General features: G+C 70.7%; 13 protein-coding genes. 11 read left to right on the forward strand and 2 right to left on the reverse strand.

Going from position 1 to position 14,370, the window contains the following annotated elements; translation table 11 throughout:
- Positions 1 to 2: 2 nt before the first annotated feature.
- A complete protein-coding gene (ppk2, locus tag ACNI65_RS14340) occupies positions 3 to 926 on the reverse strand; it encodes a polyphosphate kinase 2 (RefSeq protein WP_416757465.1) in 924 nt (307 codons plus the stop codon).
- Positions 927 to 1,134: 208 nt separating this feature from the next.
- On the opposite strand from ppk2, the gene ACNI65_RS14345 reads away from it, so the two are divergent.
- The 4 genes from ACNI65_RS14345 to ACNI65_RS14360 all read left to right on the forward strand — a co-directional run bounded on the left by ACNI65_RS14345 (position 1,135) and on the right by ACNI65_RS14360 (position 5,980).
- The gene (locus ACNI65_RS14345) at positions 1,135 to 2,514 is read left to right on the forward strand and encodes an epoxide hydrolase family protein (RefSeq protein WP_416757467.1); all 1,380 of its coding nucleotides are present in this window, start codon (positions 1,135 to 1,137) and stop codon (positions 2,512 to 2,514) included.
- A 143-nt stretch (positions 2,515 to 2,657) separates the two neighbouring features.
- The gene (locus tag ACNI65_RS14350; protein ID WP_416757468.1) at positions 2,658 to 3,128 is read left to right on the forward strand and encodes a (2Fe-2S)-binding protein; all 471 of its coding nucleotides are present in this window, start codon (positions 2,658 to 2,660) and stop codon (positions 3,126 to 3,128) included.
- 3 nt (positions 3,129 to 3,131) lie between these two features.
- Positions 3,132 to 5,324: a molybdopterin cofactor-binding domain-containing protein gene (locus tag ACNI65_RS14355; protein WP_416757469.1), complete on the forward strand. Its 2,193-nt coding sequence runs from the start codon at positions 3,132 to 3,134 to the stop codon at positions 5,322 to 5,324.
- The gene (locus ACNI65_RS14360; protein WP_416757470.1) at positions 5,321 to 5,980 is read left to right on the forward strand and encodes an Isoquinoline 1-oxidoreductase subunit; all 660 of its coding nucleotides are present in this window, start codon (positions 5,321 to 5,323) and stop codon (positions 5,978 to 5,980) included. Before ACNI65_RS14355 ends, ACNI65_RS14360 begins: the two co-directional genes overlap by 4 nt.
- On the opposite strand, the gene ACNI65_RS14365 is transcribed toward ACNI65_RS14360, so the two are convergent.
- The gene (locus ACNI65_RS14365) at positions 5,920 to 6,678 is read right to left on the reverse strand and encodes a LuxR C-terminal-related transcriptional regulator (RefSeq protein WP_416757472.1); all 759 of its coding nucleotides are present in this window, start codon (positions 6,676 to 6,678) and stop codon (positions 5,920 to 5,922) included. The genes ACNI65_RS14360 and ACNI65_RS14365 overlap by 61 nt on opposite strands.
- Before the next feature lie 117 nt (positions 6,679 to 6,795).
- On the opposite strand from ACNI65_RS14365, the gene ACNI65_RS14370 reads away from it, so the two are divergent.
- The 7 genes from ACNI65_RS14370 to ACNI65_RS14400 all read left to right on the forward strand — a co-directional run bounded on the left by ACNI65_RS14370 (position 6,796) and on the right by ACNI65_RS14400 (position 14,337).
- Positions 6,796 to 8,508, forward strand: coding sequence for an FAD-dependent oxidoreductase (locus ACNI65_RS14370; RefSeq protein WP_416757474.1), 1,713 nt, complete (start codon positions 6,796 to 6,798; stop codon positions 8,506 to 8,508).
- The gene (locus tag ACNI65_RS14375; protein ID WP_416757476.1) at positions 8,505 to 9,719 is read left to right on the forward strand and encodes a hypothetical protein; all 1,215 of its coding nucleotides are present in this window, start codon (positions 8,505 to 8,507) and stop codon (positions 9,717 to 9,719) included. Before ACNI65_RS14370 ends, ACNI65_RS14375 begins: the two co-directional genes overlap by 4 nt.
- A 115-nt stretch (positions 9,720 to 9,834) precedes the next feature.
- Positions 9,835 to 10,341, forward strand: a complete 507-nt coding sequence (locus ACNI65_RS14380) for a dihydrofolate reductase (protein WP_416757477.1) — start codon at positions 9,835 to 9,837, stop codon at positions 10,339 to 10,341.
- A gap of 27 nt (positions 10,342 to 10,368) precedes the next feature.
- Positions 10,369 to 10,947 carry a DUF4337 domain-containing protein gene (locus tag ACNI65_RS14385; protein ID WP_416757478.1) on the forward strand — a complete coding sequence of 193 codons (579 nt, stop codon included), beginning with the start codon at positions 10,369 to 10,371 and terminating at the stop codon, positions 10,945 to 10,947.
- A 175-nt stretch (positions 10,948 to 11,122) separates the two neighbouring features.
- Positions 11,123 to 12,700 (forward strand): hypothetical protein, encoded by a 1,578-nt coding sequence (locus ACNI65_RS14390; RefSeq protein WP_416757479.1) that lies wholly within the window; start codon positions 11,123 to 11,125, stop codon positions 12,698 to 12,700.
- A gap of 117 nt (positions 12,701 to 12,817) precedes the next feature.
- The gene (locus ACNI65_RS14395) at positions 12,818 to 13,351 is read left to right on the forward strand and encodes a sigma-70 family RNA polymerase sigma factor (protein WP_416757481.1); all 534 of its coding nucleotides are present in this window, start codon (positions 12,818 to 12,820) and stop codon (positions 13,349 to 13,351) included.
- Positions 13,348 to 14,337: a FecR domain-containing protein gene (locus ACNI65_RS14400; RefSeq protein WP_416757482.1), complete on the forward strand. Its 990-nt coding sequence runs from the start codon at positions 13,348 to 13,350 to the stop codon at positions 14,335 to 14,337. Before ACNI65_RS14395 ends, ACNI65_RS14400 begins: the two co-directional genes overlap by 4 nt.
- Positions 14,338 to 14,370 lie beyond the last annotated feature (33 nt).

A 14,370-nucleotide genomic window follows, 5' to 3' on the forward strand; every position in this document is an offset into this window, starting at 1 on the left:
GCTCAGTACTTCGCCGGCACGAACATCTCGGCCGGCACCGGATGGCGCTGGTAGTCCTCGTGGCGCTCGCGCTCCGGCAAGCGGATCTCCGCGCGCTCGACCTCGTGATACGGGAAGTGATCCAGCAGATGCTGGATGCAGTTCAAGCGCGCGCGCTTCTTGTCGTCCGCGGCCACGACCCACCACGGCGCCTCCGGGATGTGCGTGCGGTCCAGCATCAACTCCTTGGCCACCGTGTACGCCTCCCAGCGCCGGCGCGACTCGAGATCCATCGGCGACAGCTTCCACTGCTTGAGCGGATCGTGGATGCGGCCGAGGAAGCGCAGATGCTGCTCCTCGTCGCTGATGGAGAACCAGTACTTGATCAGCGTGATGCCCGAGCGCACCAGCATGCGCTCGAACTCCGGGACCGAGCGGAAAAACTCCTCGACATCGTCCTCGGCGCAGAAGCCCATCACGCGCTCGACGCCCGCGCGGTTGTACCAGCTGCGGTCGAACAGCACGATCTCGCCGGCCGCCGGCAGATGCGGCACGTAGCGCTGGAAATACCACTGCGTGCGCTCGCGGTCATTGGGCGCGGGCAGCGCCACCACGCGGCACACGCGCGGATTCAAGCGCTGCGTGATGCGCTTGATTGCCCCGCCCTTGCCCGCCGCGTCGCGGCCCTCGAAGAGGATCACCACTTTCTGCCGCGTGTGCTGCACCCAGTCCTGCAGCTTCACCAGCTCGCGCTGCAGCCGGAACAGGTGCTTGAAGTAGGCGATGCGCTCACCGTGCGCGCTGTCGCTGTCGCTCTCGTCCAGCGCGCGCAGCGCCTCGTCGACATGGCGGTCCTCGATCTCGAGTTCCAGTTCCTCGTCGTACCCGTCCTGCAGGTCGCGGCGGATGCGCTCGACGAGGGCGTCGTGATCGGAAACAGGCGGCATGGCGGATGAGCTCGGAACGAGGGACCCGCCATCATTGGCCGCGCCGGTGACCGCTTCGTGACGGTCGCCCGCGCGGATGCCCGCCGCGTGCCCGCGCGGATGCTCAAGACCTACCTTCGTACAGGTCGTGCAGACGAGCGTCGGATGGGCGCGCGCGCCGCCGTTTGATGTGATCGGTTCCGCATTCACAGCCCATTGCGGAGACCCCATGTCCGAGAAGTTCCTTCAGTCCCCTCCCGCCGATCGCCGGCGTTTCCTCGCCACCTCCGCCGTGGCGGGTGCCGCGGGCCTGGGCCTGCTGCCCGCGGCGGGCGCGGCGCGCGCCTCGACCGCCGCGGACGCGAGCGCCAACGTGACCGTCGGCGGCGGCGACACCACCGCCCTCACGACCGCCGTTCCCATCGGGGACAGCTCGATCCGCCGCTTCAAGATCGACATCCCCGAAGCCGCGCTCACCGACATGCGCCGGCGCATCGCCGCCACGCGCTGGCCCGATCCCGAGCTGGTGGGCGACGGCTCGCAAGGCATCCAGCAGGCGCGCCTGCGCGGCCTGTGCGACTACTGGGCCGGCGCCTACGACTGGCGCGAGGTCGAGCGCCGGCTCAACGCGCTGCCGCAGTTCATGACGCAGATCGACGGCCTGGACATCCACTTCATCCACGTGCGCTCGAAACACGCCAACGCGCTGCCGCTGGTAATCACGCATGGCTGGCCCGGCTCGATCCTCGAGATGCTCGGCAGCATCGGCCCGTTGACCGATCCCACCGCGCACGGCGGCCGCGCCGAGGACGCGTTCCACGTCGTCATCCCGTCCATCCCCGGCTACGGCTTCTCGGGCAAGCCGCGCGAGCTGGGCTGGGGCCCCGAGCGCGTCGGCCGCGCCTGGGACGTGCTGATGAAGCGCCTGGGCTACACGCGCTACGTGTCCCAGGGCGGCGACCACGGCTCGGTGATCTCCGACGCGATGGCGCGGCTCAAGATCGAGGGCCTCGTCGGCATCCACGTCAACATGCCGCCCACCGTGCCGCCGGAGCTGGTCAAGCCGATCAACTCGGGCGACGCGCCGCCGCCCGGGCTGACCGACTCCGAACGCACCGCGTTCCTCACGCTGAGCAAGTTCTTCGGCCGCAACGCCGCCTACGGCGCGCTGATGGTCACGCGACCGCAGACCATCGGCTATGCGCTGTGCGACTCGCCGGTGGCGCTGGCGGGCTTCATGATCGAGAAGATCATCGAGTGGACCGACAGCGACGGCCAGCCCGAGCGCGTGCTGGGCAAGGACGCCATCCTCGACGACGTCTCGCTGTACTGGCTGACCAACACGGGCGCCTCGTCCTCGCGCTTCTACTGGGAGAACAACAACAACAATTTCAGCTCGGCGCATCAGCGCACGACGGAGATCACCATCCCCGTCGCGGTCACCGTCTTCCCCAAGGAGATCTACCGCGCGCCGCGCTCCTGGACGGAACGCGCCTATCCCTCGCTGGCCTACTTCCACGAGGTCGACAAGGGCGGCCACTTCGCCGCGTGGGAGCAGCCCGAGCTCTTCGCGCGCGAGCTGCGCGAGGCGTTCCGCCCGCTGCGCTGAGCGGCCATGACGAGGCGGCCCCTCGTCCGAAAGGATGAGGGCCGTCTCCGCGCTTGGAAGGACCGCGCGCCCAGCGTCCGTGCTGAAGACAAGGCCGCGCGGCCGGCGGGACAGTCAGGACCTCGATCAGAAGGACCCTGCCCATGCCCTACCAGCTCAAGATCAACGGCAAGACCCGCACGGTCGATGTCGACGGGGATACGCCGCTGTTGTGGGTGATCCGCGATGTCGTCGGCCTCACCGGCACGAAGTTCGGTTGCGGCATGGCCATGTGCGGCGCCTGCACGGTCCATGTGAACGGCAACCCGACGCGCTCCTGCTCGTTCCCCGTCGAGGCCGTGGGCAAGCAGGCCATCACCACGATCGAGGCCATCGGCCAGACGCCCGAGGGCAAGCGCATCCAGGCGGCCTGGGTGGCCAAGGACGTGCCGCAGTGCGGCTACTGCCAGTCGGGCCAGATCATGTCGGCCTGCGCCCTGCTGCGCCAGAACCCCAGGCCCAACGCGGCGGACATCGATGCCGCGATGTCGGGCAACCTGTGCCGCTGCGGGACCTATCCGCGCATCCGCTCGGCGATCCTGATGGCCGCGGCCGGCGCGCCGGTGAAGGGGTGAGCCATGGAACGCCGTGACTTCCTCAAGATCGGCGCGGGCGCCGGTGGCGCCTTCGTCGCGAGCTTCAGCCTGCCGCTGCCCGCCACGGGCGCCGCGCGGGCGGCCGCATCGGCCGTGGCCTCGGCATCGGGCTCGGCATCCACCGCTGCCTTCGAGCCCAGCGTCTACATCCGCATCGCGCCCACGGGCCGCATCACCTACGTGATCCCCTTCGTCGAGATGGGCCAGGGCGCCTTCACCGCGATCCCGATGATGCTGGCCGAGGAGATGGACCTCCCGCTGTCCGCGGTCACCATCGAGCAGGCCCCCGCCGACGAGAAGCGCTACGCCAATCCGATCTTCGGCATGCAGATCACCGGCGGGTCGGCGTCGATGCAGGCGGCGTGGAAGGCGGTGCGCACGGCCGGGGCGACCTGCCGCGCGATGCTCGTCGACGCGGCCGCGGCGACCTGGCAGTGCGGCGCGCAGGATTGCGCCACGCGCGATGGCACGGTCGTGCAGAAGGCCACCGGCAAGCAGCTGAGCTACGGCGCGCTGGCCACGCGAGCCGCGGCGCTGCCCGTGCCCAAGGACGTGCCGCCCAAGGACCCGACCTCGTATCGCCTCGTGGGCACGCCGGCCAAGCGCCTGGACACGCGGTCCAAGACCAACGGCAGCGCGCCCTTCGGCATCGACGTGCGCCTGCCCGGCATGAAGGTCGCGGCCATCACGCATTGCCCGGTGGCCGGCGGCAAGGTCCGGCGCGTCGATGACGCCAAGGCGCGCGCGGTGCGCGGCGTGCGCCAGGTGCTGGTGGCGGACGACATCGTCGGTGTCGTCGCCGATCACTACGGCGCCGCGCGCAAGGGCCTGGCTGCCCTGGTCATCGATTGGGACGAGGGCCCCAACGCGGAGTTCTCGACAGCGACGTGGAAGCGCTCGGTGCGCGACGCGCTCAAGGGCCAGGGCATCGTGTCCAAGCAGGAAGGCGACGTCGCCGCCGCGATGGACAGTGCCGGCAAGGGCAGCGGCGGCGCGCGCCTGATCCGCGCCGACTACGACGCGCCCACGATGGTCCACGCGCCGCTGGAGCCGATGAATTGCACGCTGCACTTCAAGGACGGCGGCTGCGAGGTCTGGCTCGGCACGCAGGCGCCGGTGAAGACGCAGCAGGCCATCGCCGCGGTCAGCGGCGTGCCGGTCGAGCGCATCGTCGTGCACAACCACCTGATCGGCGGCGGCTTCGGCCGGCGGCTCGATGCGGAGTACGTCGGCCAGGCCGCGAAGCTGGCGAAACAGGTCGCGTATCCGCTCAAGGTCGTCTACAGCCGCGAGGAGGACATCCGCCATGGCAGCCTGCGCCCGCTGTACTGCGACGAGATGGCCGCGACGCTCGACGCGTCGGGCCGGATCTCGGGCTTCTCGCACCGGCTTGCCGGCTCGTCGATCGTGGCGCGTTACGCGCCGCAATGGCTGCAGCCCGGTGTCGCCGACCCCGACGCGGTCGAAGCCGCCGAGACACCGTATGCGATCCCCGCGCGCCGCGTCGAGTACGTCGCGGTCGAGCCGCCGGCTGGCTACCTGACGGCCTTCTGGCGCGGTGTCGGGCCCAACCACAACGCCTGGGTCGTCGAGGGCTTCATGGATGAACTGGCGCTGGCCGCGAAGGCCGATCCGGTGGCCTTCCGGCTCGCGCACCTCGGCGAGAACCCGCGCCTGAAGGCGGTGCTGGAGACCGCCGCGGCCAAGTCCGGCTGGGGCAGCCCGCTGCCCGCGCGCAGCGGCCGCGGCGTGGCGGTGCTCAACGCCTGGGGCAGCTACATCGCGATGGTGGTCGAGCTCGGTGTCACGCCCGACGGGGCGGTGCTGGTGCGCCGGCTGACGACCGCGCTGGACTGCGGCATCGCCGTCAACCCGGACAGCGTCGTCGCGCAGATGGAAGGCGGTCACATCTTCGGCCTGACCGCGGTGATGCTGGGCAACCTGACGATCGAGCGCGGCCGCGTCCAGCAGAGCAACTTCCACGACTTCCCGCTGATGCGCATCGACCAGACGCCGCGCATGGACATCCACCTGGTGCGCAGCAGCGCCGAGCCCGGCGGCGTCGGCGAGATCGGCACCGCCATCGTCGCGCCCGCCTACATCAACGCGCTCTACGCGGCCACCGGCAAGCGCTTCCGCAGCTACCCCCTCACCGCCGAGGAGCTGAAGGCATGAACCGCATCGTCCCCCTCCGCCCCGTCCGTCTCCTCCTCCCCGCGCTCGTCCTGTCCGCGCTCTGCGGCACCGCTCTGGCCCAGGACGCCTCACCGCCGATGACATCGCCGATGACACCTGCGATGGCGCCGCTGCGCACCGTGCGGAGCTTCGACGCGATCGCCGATCCACAGGAGCGCTCGCGGGCGCTGTTCGTCGAGGCGGGCCGCGTGATCCAGAGTCCGCGCTGCGTGAACTGCCACCCGTCCGGCGACCGCCCGCTGCAGGGCCAGGGCGTGCAGCGCCGGCTGCACATCCCCAACGTCACGCGCGGTGTCGACGGCAAGGGCGTTCCAGCGCTGCGCTGCAGCAGCTGCCACCAGGCGCAGAACAACGTGGCCTCGGGCGTGCCCGGCCATGCGATGTGGCACATCGCGCCGCGCGAGATGGCCTGGCAGGACCTGTCGCTCGCCGAGATCTGCGAGCAGCTCAAGGATCCCAAGCGCAACGGCAACCGCACGCTGGCGCAGATCCACGAGCACATGGCCCACGACACGCTGGTGGGCTGGGCATGGATGCCGGGCGCGCAGCGCGAGCCCGCCCCCGGCACGCAGGCTCAGTTCGGCGCGCTGGTCGACGCCTGGATCAAGACGGGTGCCTTCTGCCCCGCGAAGTGAGGCGGCCGCGACGTCAGCCCGCTGCGCGCGGCGATCGCCACCGCCTCGGTGCGCGCGCCCGCGCCGACCTTGCTCAGGATCGCGCGCACATGCGTCTTGACGGTCGCGTCGGTGATGCCCAGCCGCTGGGAGATGTCCTTGTTGGACGCGCCCGTGGACATCGCCAGCAGCACGTCCATCTCGCGCCGCGTCAGCCGGTCCTGCGTGAGGCAGCGCGCGAGCTTGGGCACCAGGTCCGGCGACACGTACTGCACGCCGCGCATCACCGCCTCCACGGCCTCGATGAGCTGCTCGGGCCGGCAGCGCTGCAGCTGATAGCCGTGCACGCCGGCCTCCAGCGCCACGCGCAGGTCCCATTCGCGATCGAGCGCGGTCAGTACCAGGATCCGGGGACATCGGCCGCCACCGCGGCCTGCATGCCGGCGCGCCGCCTGGCGCGCGGTCAGCGCCAGCGCCAGCGCGCTCGTGTGGTCGGCGATGACGAGGTCGCATCGATCTGGCACGGACGCGGTGGCGTGGGCTCCGCCGTGTGCTGCGCCAGACGCAGCGCCCTCGCCCGCCATCAGCGCGACCGCGCCGCCCAGCGAGCCGATGGAGACGACGGCATCGGGCCGGCTGCCCAGCACCGCGGCGCAACCCGCGCAAGTCAGGTACTCGTCGTGGACGATCTGGAGGTAGGTCGGTCCGGCTGGAGGCATGGTCACTCACCTCGTTGTGAGGGACAGGGTGGTCCCCGTCGCCTGGCTCCCGGGACAATGTAGACCCGCGCCCCGCGCGGCGGCAACCGTCTCTCGCACCGACGAAGGGGACACGTCATGAGCTCCGAGCCCTCCTCCGATCCGGGATCGTCCTCCAATTCGCTGGAGACCCGGCGCCATCAGATGTACCCGCGGCTCAGCGCCTGCGACATGGCGCGCATGCGGCGTTTCGGCACCGAGCGCGCCTTCGCGCCCGGCGAGCGCCTGATCACCGCGGGCGAGTCCGCCGCCGGTCTCTTCCTGATCCTCTCCGGCAACGTGGCCGTCACGCAGCGCGATGGCCTGGGCCGCGTGACGCCGCTGGTGGCGCACTCGCGCGGCAACTTCTCGGGCGAGCTCGCGGCGATGTCGGGCAAGCCCTCGCTGGTGGACGCCGTGGCCACCGAGCCCGTGGAGACGCTGCTGCTGACGCCCGGTCAGCTGCGCGCGCTGATCATCGCGGAGGCCGACCTCGGCGAGCGGCTGGTGCGCGCGATGATCCTGCGCCGCGTCGGGCTGATCGAATCGGGCGCGAGCGGCCCGGTGCTGATCGGCCATCCGAATGCGGCGTCGCTGCTGCGGCTGCAGAGCTTCCTGCACAGCAACGGCGAGCCCTACCGCGTCGTCGATGTCACGCAGGACGCGCCGGCCGCCGCGCTGATCGAGCAGTACGGCGTCGCGCCAGGCGACGCGGTCGTCGTGTGCCCCGACGGCTCGGTGCTCGTCAACCCACCCGAGGCCACGCTCGCGCGCTGCATCGGCATGGTGGACGAGGCGCCGCGCGAGGAGCTGTTCGACGTGGCCATCGTCGGCGCGGGCCCGGCGGGCCTGGCCACCGCGGTGTACGCCGCGTCGGAGGGCCTGCGCGTGGTCGTGCTGGACCGGCGCGCCTACGGCGGACAGGCCGGCAACAGCGCGCGCATCGAGAATTACCTCGGCTTCCCGACCGGCATCTCCGGCGGTGCCTTGACCGGCCGGGCCTGCGTGCAGGCGGAGAAATTCGGCGCCGAGCTGCTGATCCCCACCGAGGTCGCGGCGCTGGATTGCGGCCGCGAGGATCCCGAGCACGCGCTGTCCATTGCGCTGACGGACGGCCGGCGGCTGCGCGCGCGCACCGTGGTCATCGCCAGCGGCGCGCATTACCGCCGCTTGACCGTGGCGCGGCTGGCGGAGTTCGAGGGTCGCGGCATCTGGTACTGGGCCTCCGCGCTGGAGGCCCCGTTGTGCCGGGGCGCGGAGGTCGTGCTGGTGGGCGGCGGCAACTCGGCCGGACAGGCGGCGGTGTTCCTGTCGGAGCACGCGGCGCAGGTGCACCTGCTGGTGCGCGGTCCGGGGCTGGCGGAGACGATGTCGCGTTACCTGATCGACCGCATCGAGGCGACGTCCAACATCACGCTGCGCCCCTTCACCGAGATCACCGAGCTGCATGGCGAGCCGCTGGCCGGGCTGGACGCGGTGACCTGGCGCTGCAGCCGCACCGGCACGCAGGCGCGCTGCGAGACGCGCAACGTGTTCCTGTTCGTCGGCGCGGAGCCCGAGACCGCGTGGCTGGAGGGCTGCCCGGTGCTGTCGGACGCCAAGGGCTTCGTGATGACGGGCGCGGACGTGGCGCGCGCGCTGCCCGGGGTCACGCCGGCGGCGCTGGAGTCCAGCGTGGCGGGCGTGTTCGCGGTCGGCGACGTGCGCTCGGGGTCGGTGAAGCGCGTGGGCGGCGCGATCGGCGAGGGCGCGGCGGTGGTCGCACAGATCCATCAATGTCTGGCGAGAATGCGGGCCCGGAGGTCCCCATGATTCTTGAAGTTGCCCTCATCGCCGGTCTCTGGCTCGTCCTCAACGTGCTGGTCACGCGCCGCGTACTGGCTGTCGCCCGGCACCTGTACACGCCGCATCGGATGCTGATCGCCACGATCTGGCTCTTCCCGTTCATCGGCGCGCTGATGGCGTTCACCAGCACGCCGTCGCTGCGCGTGGCCCGCGGCGTCGTCGACAGGGAGACGCCGCAGGATCGCGACGCCGCGCATGGTCCGGCACCCGAGACGCTGGCCGCGGACGGCGCGCCGGATTTCGCGGTGACCGAGCACCTGCAATGGTTCCACGAGCTGCCCCTGCTCGATTGGGACGCACTGGCCGCCTGGGCGCCGCCGGCGATGCCTGGCGACGAGCGTTCCCTCGCGACCCACGCGGACGCCATCGAGCGCGGCCGCCACGCCTGGCTGCTGCACCTGCGCGAGCAGCTCGGCGCCCACATGGGCCTGTTCGTCAACAAGGACGCCTACGTGCTGTCCTCGCTGGACGATGCGATGGCCCGGCAGACCGCGGACTACGTGACGACGGCACGCGCGCGCATTGAACGGCTGCTGCGCGGCGTGGCGCAGTTCCCCGGTGGCCATCGCAGCATCCTGCTGGTGCTCGACGACGAGGACACCTACTACCGCTACGTCTCGATCTACTACCCGGATGGCGAGTTCTCCGTCTCCAGCGGCATGTTCATCAACGCCGGCTGCCCGCATTTCGTCGTCGTGCGCGGCCATCTCCAGCAGCTCGAGCCGGTCATCGCGCACGAGATGACGCATGCCGCGCTGGCCCACCTGCGCCTGCCGAGATGGCTGGACGAAGGGGTGGCGGTGAACACCGAGCGCCGTGTCGCCGGCGCGCAGGGCTCGCTCTACACGCCGCATGAGCTGCACGAGATGCACCGTCGGCACTGGAGCGCCGCGCGGATCCAGCAACTCTGGTCGGGCGAATCCTTCTTCCGGACCGACGACGGCACGATGCTGTCCTACGAGCTGGCCCGCATCATCGTGGAGCAGATGGCGCGGGATTGGGAAGGCTTCCTCGGTTTCCTGCGCGCGGCCCACGGCGCCGAGGACGCCGGCTTCGCCGCGGCGCGCGACACACTGGGCGTCGATCTCGGCGCCTTCGCTGCGGCGCTCGTGGAGGCCCCCTCCGACGAGGGATGGTCCCCCCAACCGGCGGCCTGGCGATCGCTCGAAACCGTCTGATCGATCCCCCGTTTCGTCACGTCCCTTCACACATCGCTTCACACGTCCTCGGGGCCGCCGCACGTAAACTCCCGCCCCTGCCCTTCTCACCGGCGCCCGCGCCGCGTCGACCGCCATGCCTCACCTCACCCTCATCGCCGCGCTGGACCGCGCGCGCGGCATCGGCCGCGACAACGCCCTGCTCGTGCGACTGCCCGAGGACATGGCGCGTTTCAAGGCGCTGACCCTCGGCCACACGGTCATCATGGGCCGCAAGACCTGGGACTCCATCCCCGAGAAGTTCCGCCCGCTGGTGCAACGCCGCAACCTCGTGCTGTCGCGCCAGCCAGGCCTGACCCTGCCCGGCGCGGAGGTCTTCAAGTCGCTCGACGCCGCGCTGACGGCCTGCTCGCCCGACGAGCGCGTCTTCGTCATGGGCGGCGCGCAGATCTACGCGCTCGCCCTGCCCCGCGCCGACGCGCTGGAACTGACCGAGATCGACGCGAGCTTCGACGCCGACGCCTTCTTCCCCGAGGCCGACGCCCGGGTCTTCGCCGAGGTCTCGCGCGAACACCACCACAGTCCCGCGGAACGCGGCCACGACTGGGGCTACGACTTCGTCCGCTACGAGCGCCTGCGCTGATCCCTTCCAGATTTCATCTTCGTTTCCATGTCCGGCAATCACTTCCACGTCCACGGCCCGCACGACCATGAGCTCGAGCACGCCGCCCATCACGAACCCAAGGGCCTGGCCGGCCAGCTGGCGGTGATCACCGCGGTGCTGGCCACGCTGGGCGCGTTCTTCTCGTACATGGGCGGCGCCACGCAGGCCAACGCGGGGCTCTTCAAGAACAACGCCGCGATCACCAAGACCGAGGCCGCCAACCGCTGGAACTACTTCCAGGCCAAGAGCAGCAAGCAGAACCTCGCGGAACTCGCGCTGGACCTGACGCCCAGCGACGAGCAGAAGGCCAAGTACCGCGAGAAGATCACCCGCTACGAGACCGAGAAGAACGAGATCAAGGCGCAGGCCGAGAAGCTCGAGGCCGAGTCCACCGCCTGGGACCACCGCAGCGACGAGCAGCTGCATCTGCATCACCGCTGGGCGCAGGCCACCACCGCGCTGCAGGTGGGCATCGCGCTCGCCGCCATCGCGCTGCTGACCAAGCGCCGCTGGATGGAATACGCGACGCTGGGCGCCGGCGCCCTGGGCATCGGCCTGGGCATCGCGGCCTGGCTGCATGTCTGAGCGGAGCGCCTGAGCGCCCGAGCGCCTGAACGTCGGCGCGTTTGGGGGGCCCCCTCCCCCTGATTGGGGAATCGCTCCCCTTCCTGGCTCAAGTTCGACCGGCGCCTGCCGATAGGACTGCCATCACCGCACGCCTTCAGAGCACGCGGGATAGGCCGCCAGGGAGGCGCTTCGCATGACCGTCATCACATCGGCAGGTTCCGGCCTGCTGGACCGACTCGCCGCCAGCCGCACGGCGATGAATCCCGCCACGGACCGAGGCCGCACCGGCTCGCGCGGGTATTCCGCGTTCGATGCCGCCGCAGCGGCGTCGGCGAACGCCAGCGCTTCGCCGCCGACACGTCTGACGCTGGGCGCCGGCGCGGCCGCGCCGAGTCCCGCGTATGAGGTCGCCGGGGGGGCCCTCGTCGTCAACCGGACCGACGCCCGCCATGCCCGCATCTGGGCGCAGCCCAAGCTCCAGGACGACGCCATCGGCGCGCTGATGTCGCGCAACCGGGATGCCTTCTCCTACCAATTGGCGGATCAGTGGCGCGGCCTCGGCGGCGCCTTGCTGACGAAGTTCGCCAGTTCGGGGGAGGCCTACACCCAGACGCTGGTGGACTCGATGTCGCTGGTGGGCGACCCGGTCGGACCGCCGCAACCGCCCGAGGAGCAGGCCCGCATCGATGCCGAGATGCAGGCGATGGAAGCCTCGCGCCTCGCCGGGGTCGGCGACTACGCCTCCACCGCCGGGCTCAAGCTCCAGACCCGCACCGGGCAGACGGTGGAGCTCAAGGTCACCGCGAACGCGGTGAGCAGCATCGGGTTGAAGGTCGAGATCGGCAGCACCGGCCAGCTCAGCGCGGCGGAGCGCGCGGCGGTGGCCAAGCTCGCCGACGGACTGGATCGCGCGCTCGAGGGCCTGGGCCAGGACGCCGCGACCGAGCTGGATCTCTCCGGCCTGATGTCCTATGACCGCGGCGTCTTCTCGAGCCTCGAGCTCAAGGCCAGGCATTCCCAGCCGGGGCATGTCGACTTCTCGCTGCGGCTGGACGACAGCAAGCAATCCTTCGCGCTCAAGAGCCAGGCGGGCGATCTCAAGCTCGACGTCGATGTGAAGACGCCGATGGCGTCGGCCAACGCGGCGCAGCGCCAATCGGCGCTCGACAAGGCGCTGCAGCGCATGGAAGCGGCGGGCGATCGCGGTCATGCGAACGCGACCCTGGTCGCGCAGATGAAGACCGCCTTCCAGTTCTTCCAGACACCGCCCGCCGACGATGACGCCAAGCCGGGCAAGAACGACAGGACCACCGCGATCTCCGCGCGCGATGCCGGCGCCGGCGCTCAACTGAGCGGCCTGGCCGATTTCGAAGCGAGCTTCGCCGGCGACACCTATCGGACCAACCGCTTCGGCGCGCACAAGGAGGGCGGTCACGCCGAATACAAGCTCAGCCAGAAGACCGCGCGACAGGACGCCGCCGATGGGGGGATGTCGATGCAGCAGACGGTGAGCGAGTCGCTGGACGCCAGCTACAAGCAGGCCCCCAACGGCGGGATGCTCCGCGTGGACCTGGGCCAGTACAGCAGCACCAGCATCAAGGACCGCAGCACCGTCACGACGCTGATCGATGCGAACTCGGAGCGCCTCACCCGCGTGTTGCGCAAGACCGACGAACAGCAGTTCAAGAGCTTCACCGAGATCGACAACTTCCGGCCGGTCTCGCACCGCGAATGGCCCTCCCAGCGCAGCGTCGTCGAACGCCTGCGCTGACCGCTCCCCCCCGGGCCCACGCAACGTATGACTTTTGATTGACCTGACCCCGCTGCTTGTGCGTAAATGAGAATAGTTTTTATTTATGAAAACCGGTCGCCAGCGTGAGCAGCCCCCATGCATGACACCCAGACCCTCCAACTCAGCGCCATCGGCCACCTCTACCGGGGCCATCACCAGTGGCTGGTGGGTTGGCTTCGTCGACGCCTCGGATGCCCGCATCACGCGGCGGATCTGGCGCAGGACACCTTCGCGCGCGTGCTGGTCCGGCGCGACGCGCTGACCTGGACCTCCGACCTGGGCGGCGGCAAGGCGCTGCTCAGCACGATCGCGCATGGGCTGATGGTCGACCACCTGCGCCGGGCCGCGCTGGAACGGGCCTTCCTGGAGGCCCTCTCCTACCTCTCGGACGATCAGGTGCCGTCGATCGAGCATCAGCAGGTGATGCTCGAGACGCTGGTGGAGGTCGACGCGGTGCTGCGCGACTTGCCGGCCAAGGTGCAGCAGGCCTTCCTGCTGTCGCAGATCGACGGACTCCCGTATCAACAGATCGCCCGCGAGCTGGACGTGTCGGTGAGCTCCGTGCAGCAGTACATGACCCGCGCGTTCAGTGCCTGCTTCCAGGCGAGGCAGGGCATGTCGCTGCAATGACGGGCGGCCGGCTCGCGTCTGACGAGTTGCCGCCCGCCGTCATCGAGGCGGCGGTGGGCTGGATGGTCCGGCTGAACTCCGGCGGCGCCACGCCGCAGGACCACCGCGCCTGCGAGCGCTGGCAGCGCGAACGACCCGAACACGCCCAGGCCTGGGACTCGCTGAACGCCTTCAGCCAACGGATGAAGACGCTGCCGCCCGCGCTCGCGCGCGGCACGCTGGCCGCGGCGCGCGAGTCCGGCCGCACGCCGCGCCGCCGGTCGGTGCTCAAGGGCGTGGCGCTGCTGGTCGGATCGGCGGGCGTCGGGCTCGCGGTGTCGTCCGATGGCGGCTGGTCGGGCCTGACGGCCTCGCATCGCACCGGTGTCGGCGAACGCCGACGCGTGGCACTGGCCGATGGCAGCGTGCTTCAAATGAATACCGCCACCGCGCTGGACGCCCGCATCGATGCGCGGACGCGATGCGTGTCGCTCTTCGCCGGCGAGGTCCTCGTCGAGTGCGCCCGCGACACCGCCACCGCGCCCGCCCGGCCCTTCGTCGTCCGCACGGCCCAAGGCTGGCTGCGGACGGACGTCGGGCGTTTCATCGTGAGACAACTCGCAGGGCGGACGAGCGTCCAGGCGCTCGAGGGCTGGGTGGAAGCGCAGCCGGCGATCGAGGGCAGCCCGCGACGCCGGCTCGGTCCCGGACAGCAATGGGACTTCGATGCCCGAGGCGCCGGCCCGGTCTCGGCGGCCGACGGCGCCGCGGGCGCCTGGGTCGACGGCCTGTTGGTCGCGCGGAACATGCCGCTGTCCGAGCTGGCCGCGGAGCTCTCGCGTTACCGCCGCGGCTGGTTGCGCTGCGACGAGGCCGTGGCCCGGCTGCGCATCTCGGGCGTGTTCCCGGTCGACGACCTGACGCGGGTGGTCGCGGCGATCCAGCGCACGCTGCCGGTGCGGGTCCGCTCGGTCACGCCTTGGTGGCTCACCCTGGAGCCGCGCTGAATCTTTTTTTTCGAGAGGACTGCAGTTTTCGGC

Origin of the sequence: Roseateles sp. So40a, assembly GCF_048081605.1 — a bacterium.
GTDB lineage: Bacteria > Pseudomonadota > Gammaproteobacteria > Burkholderiales > Burkholderiaceae_C > Roseateles.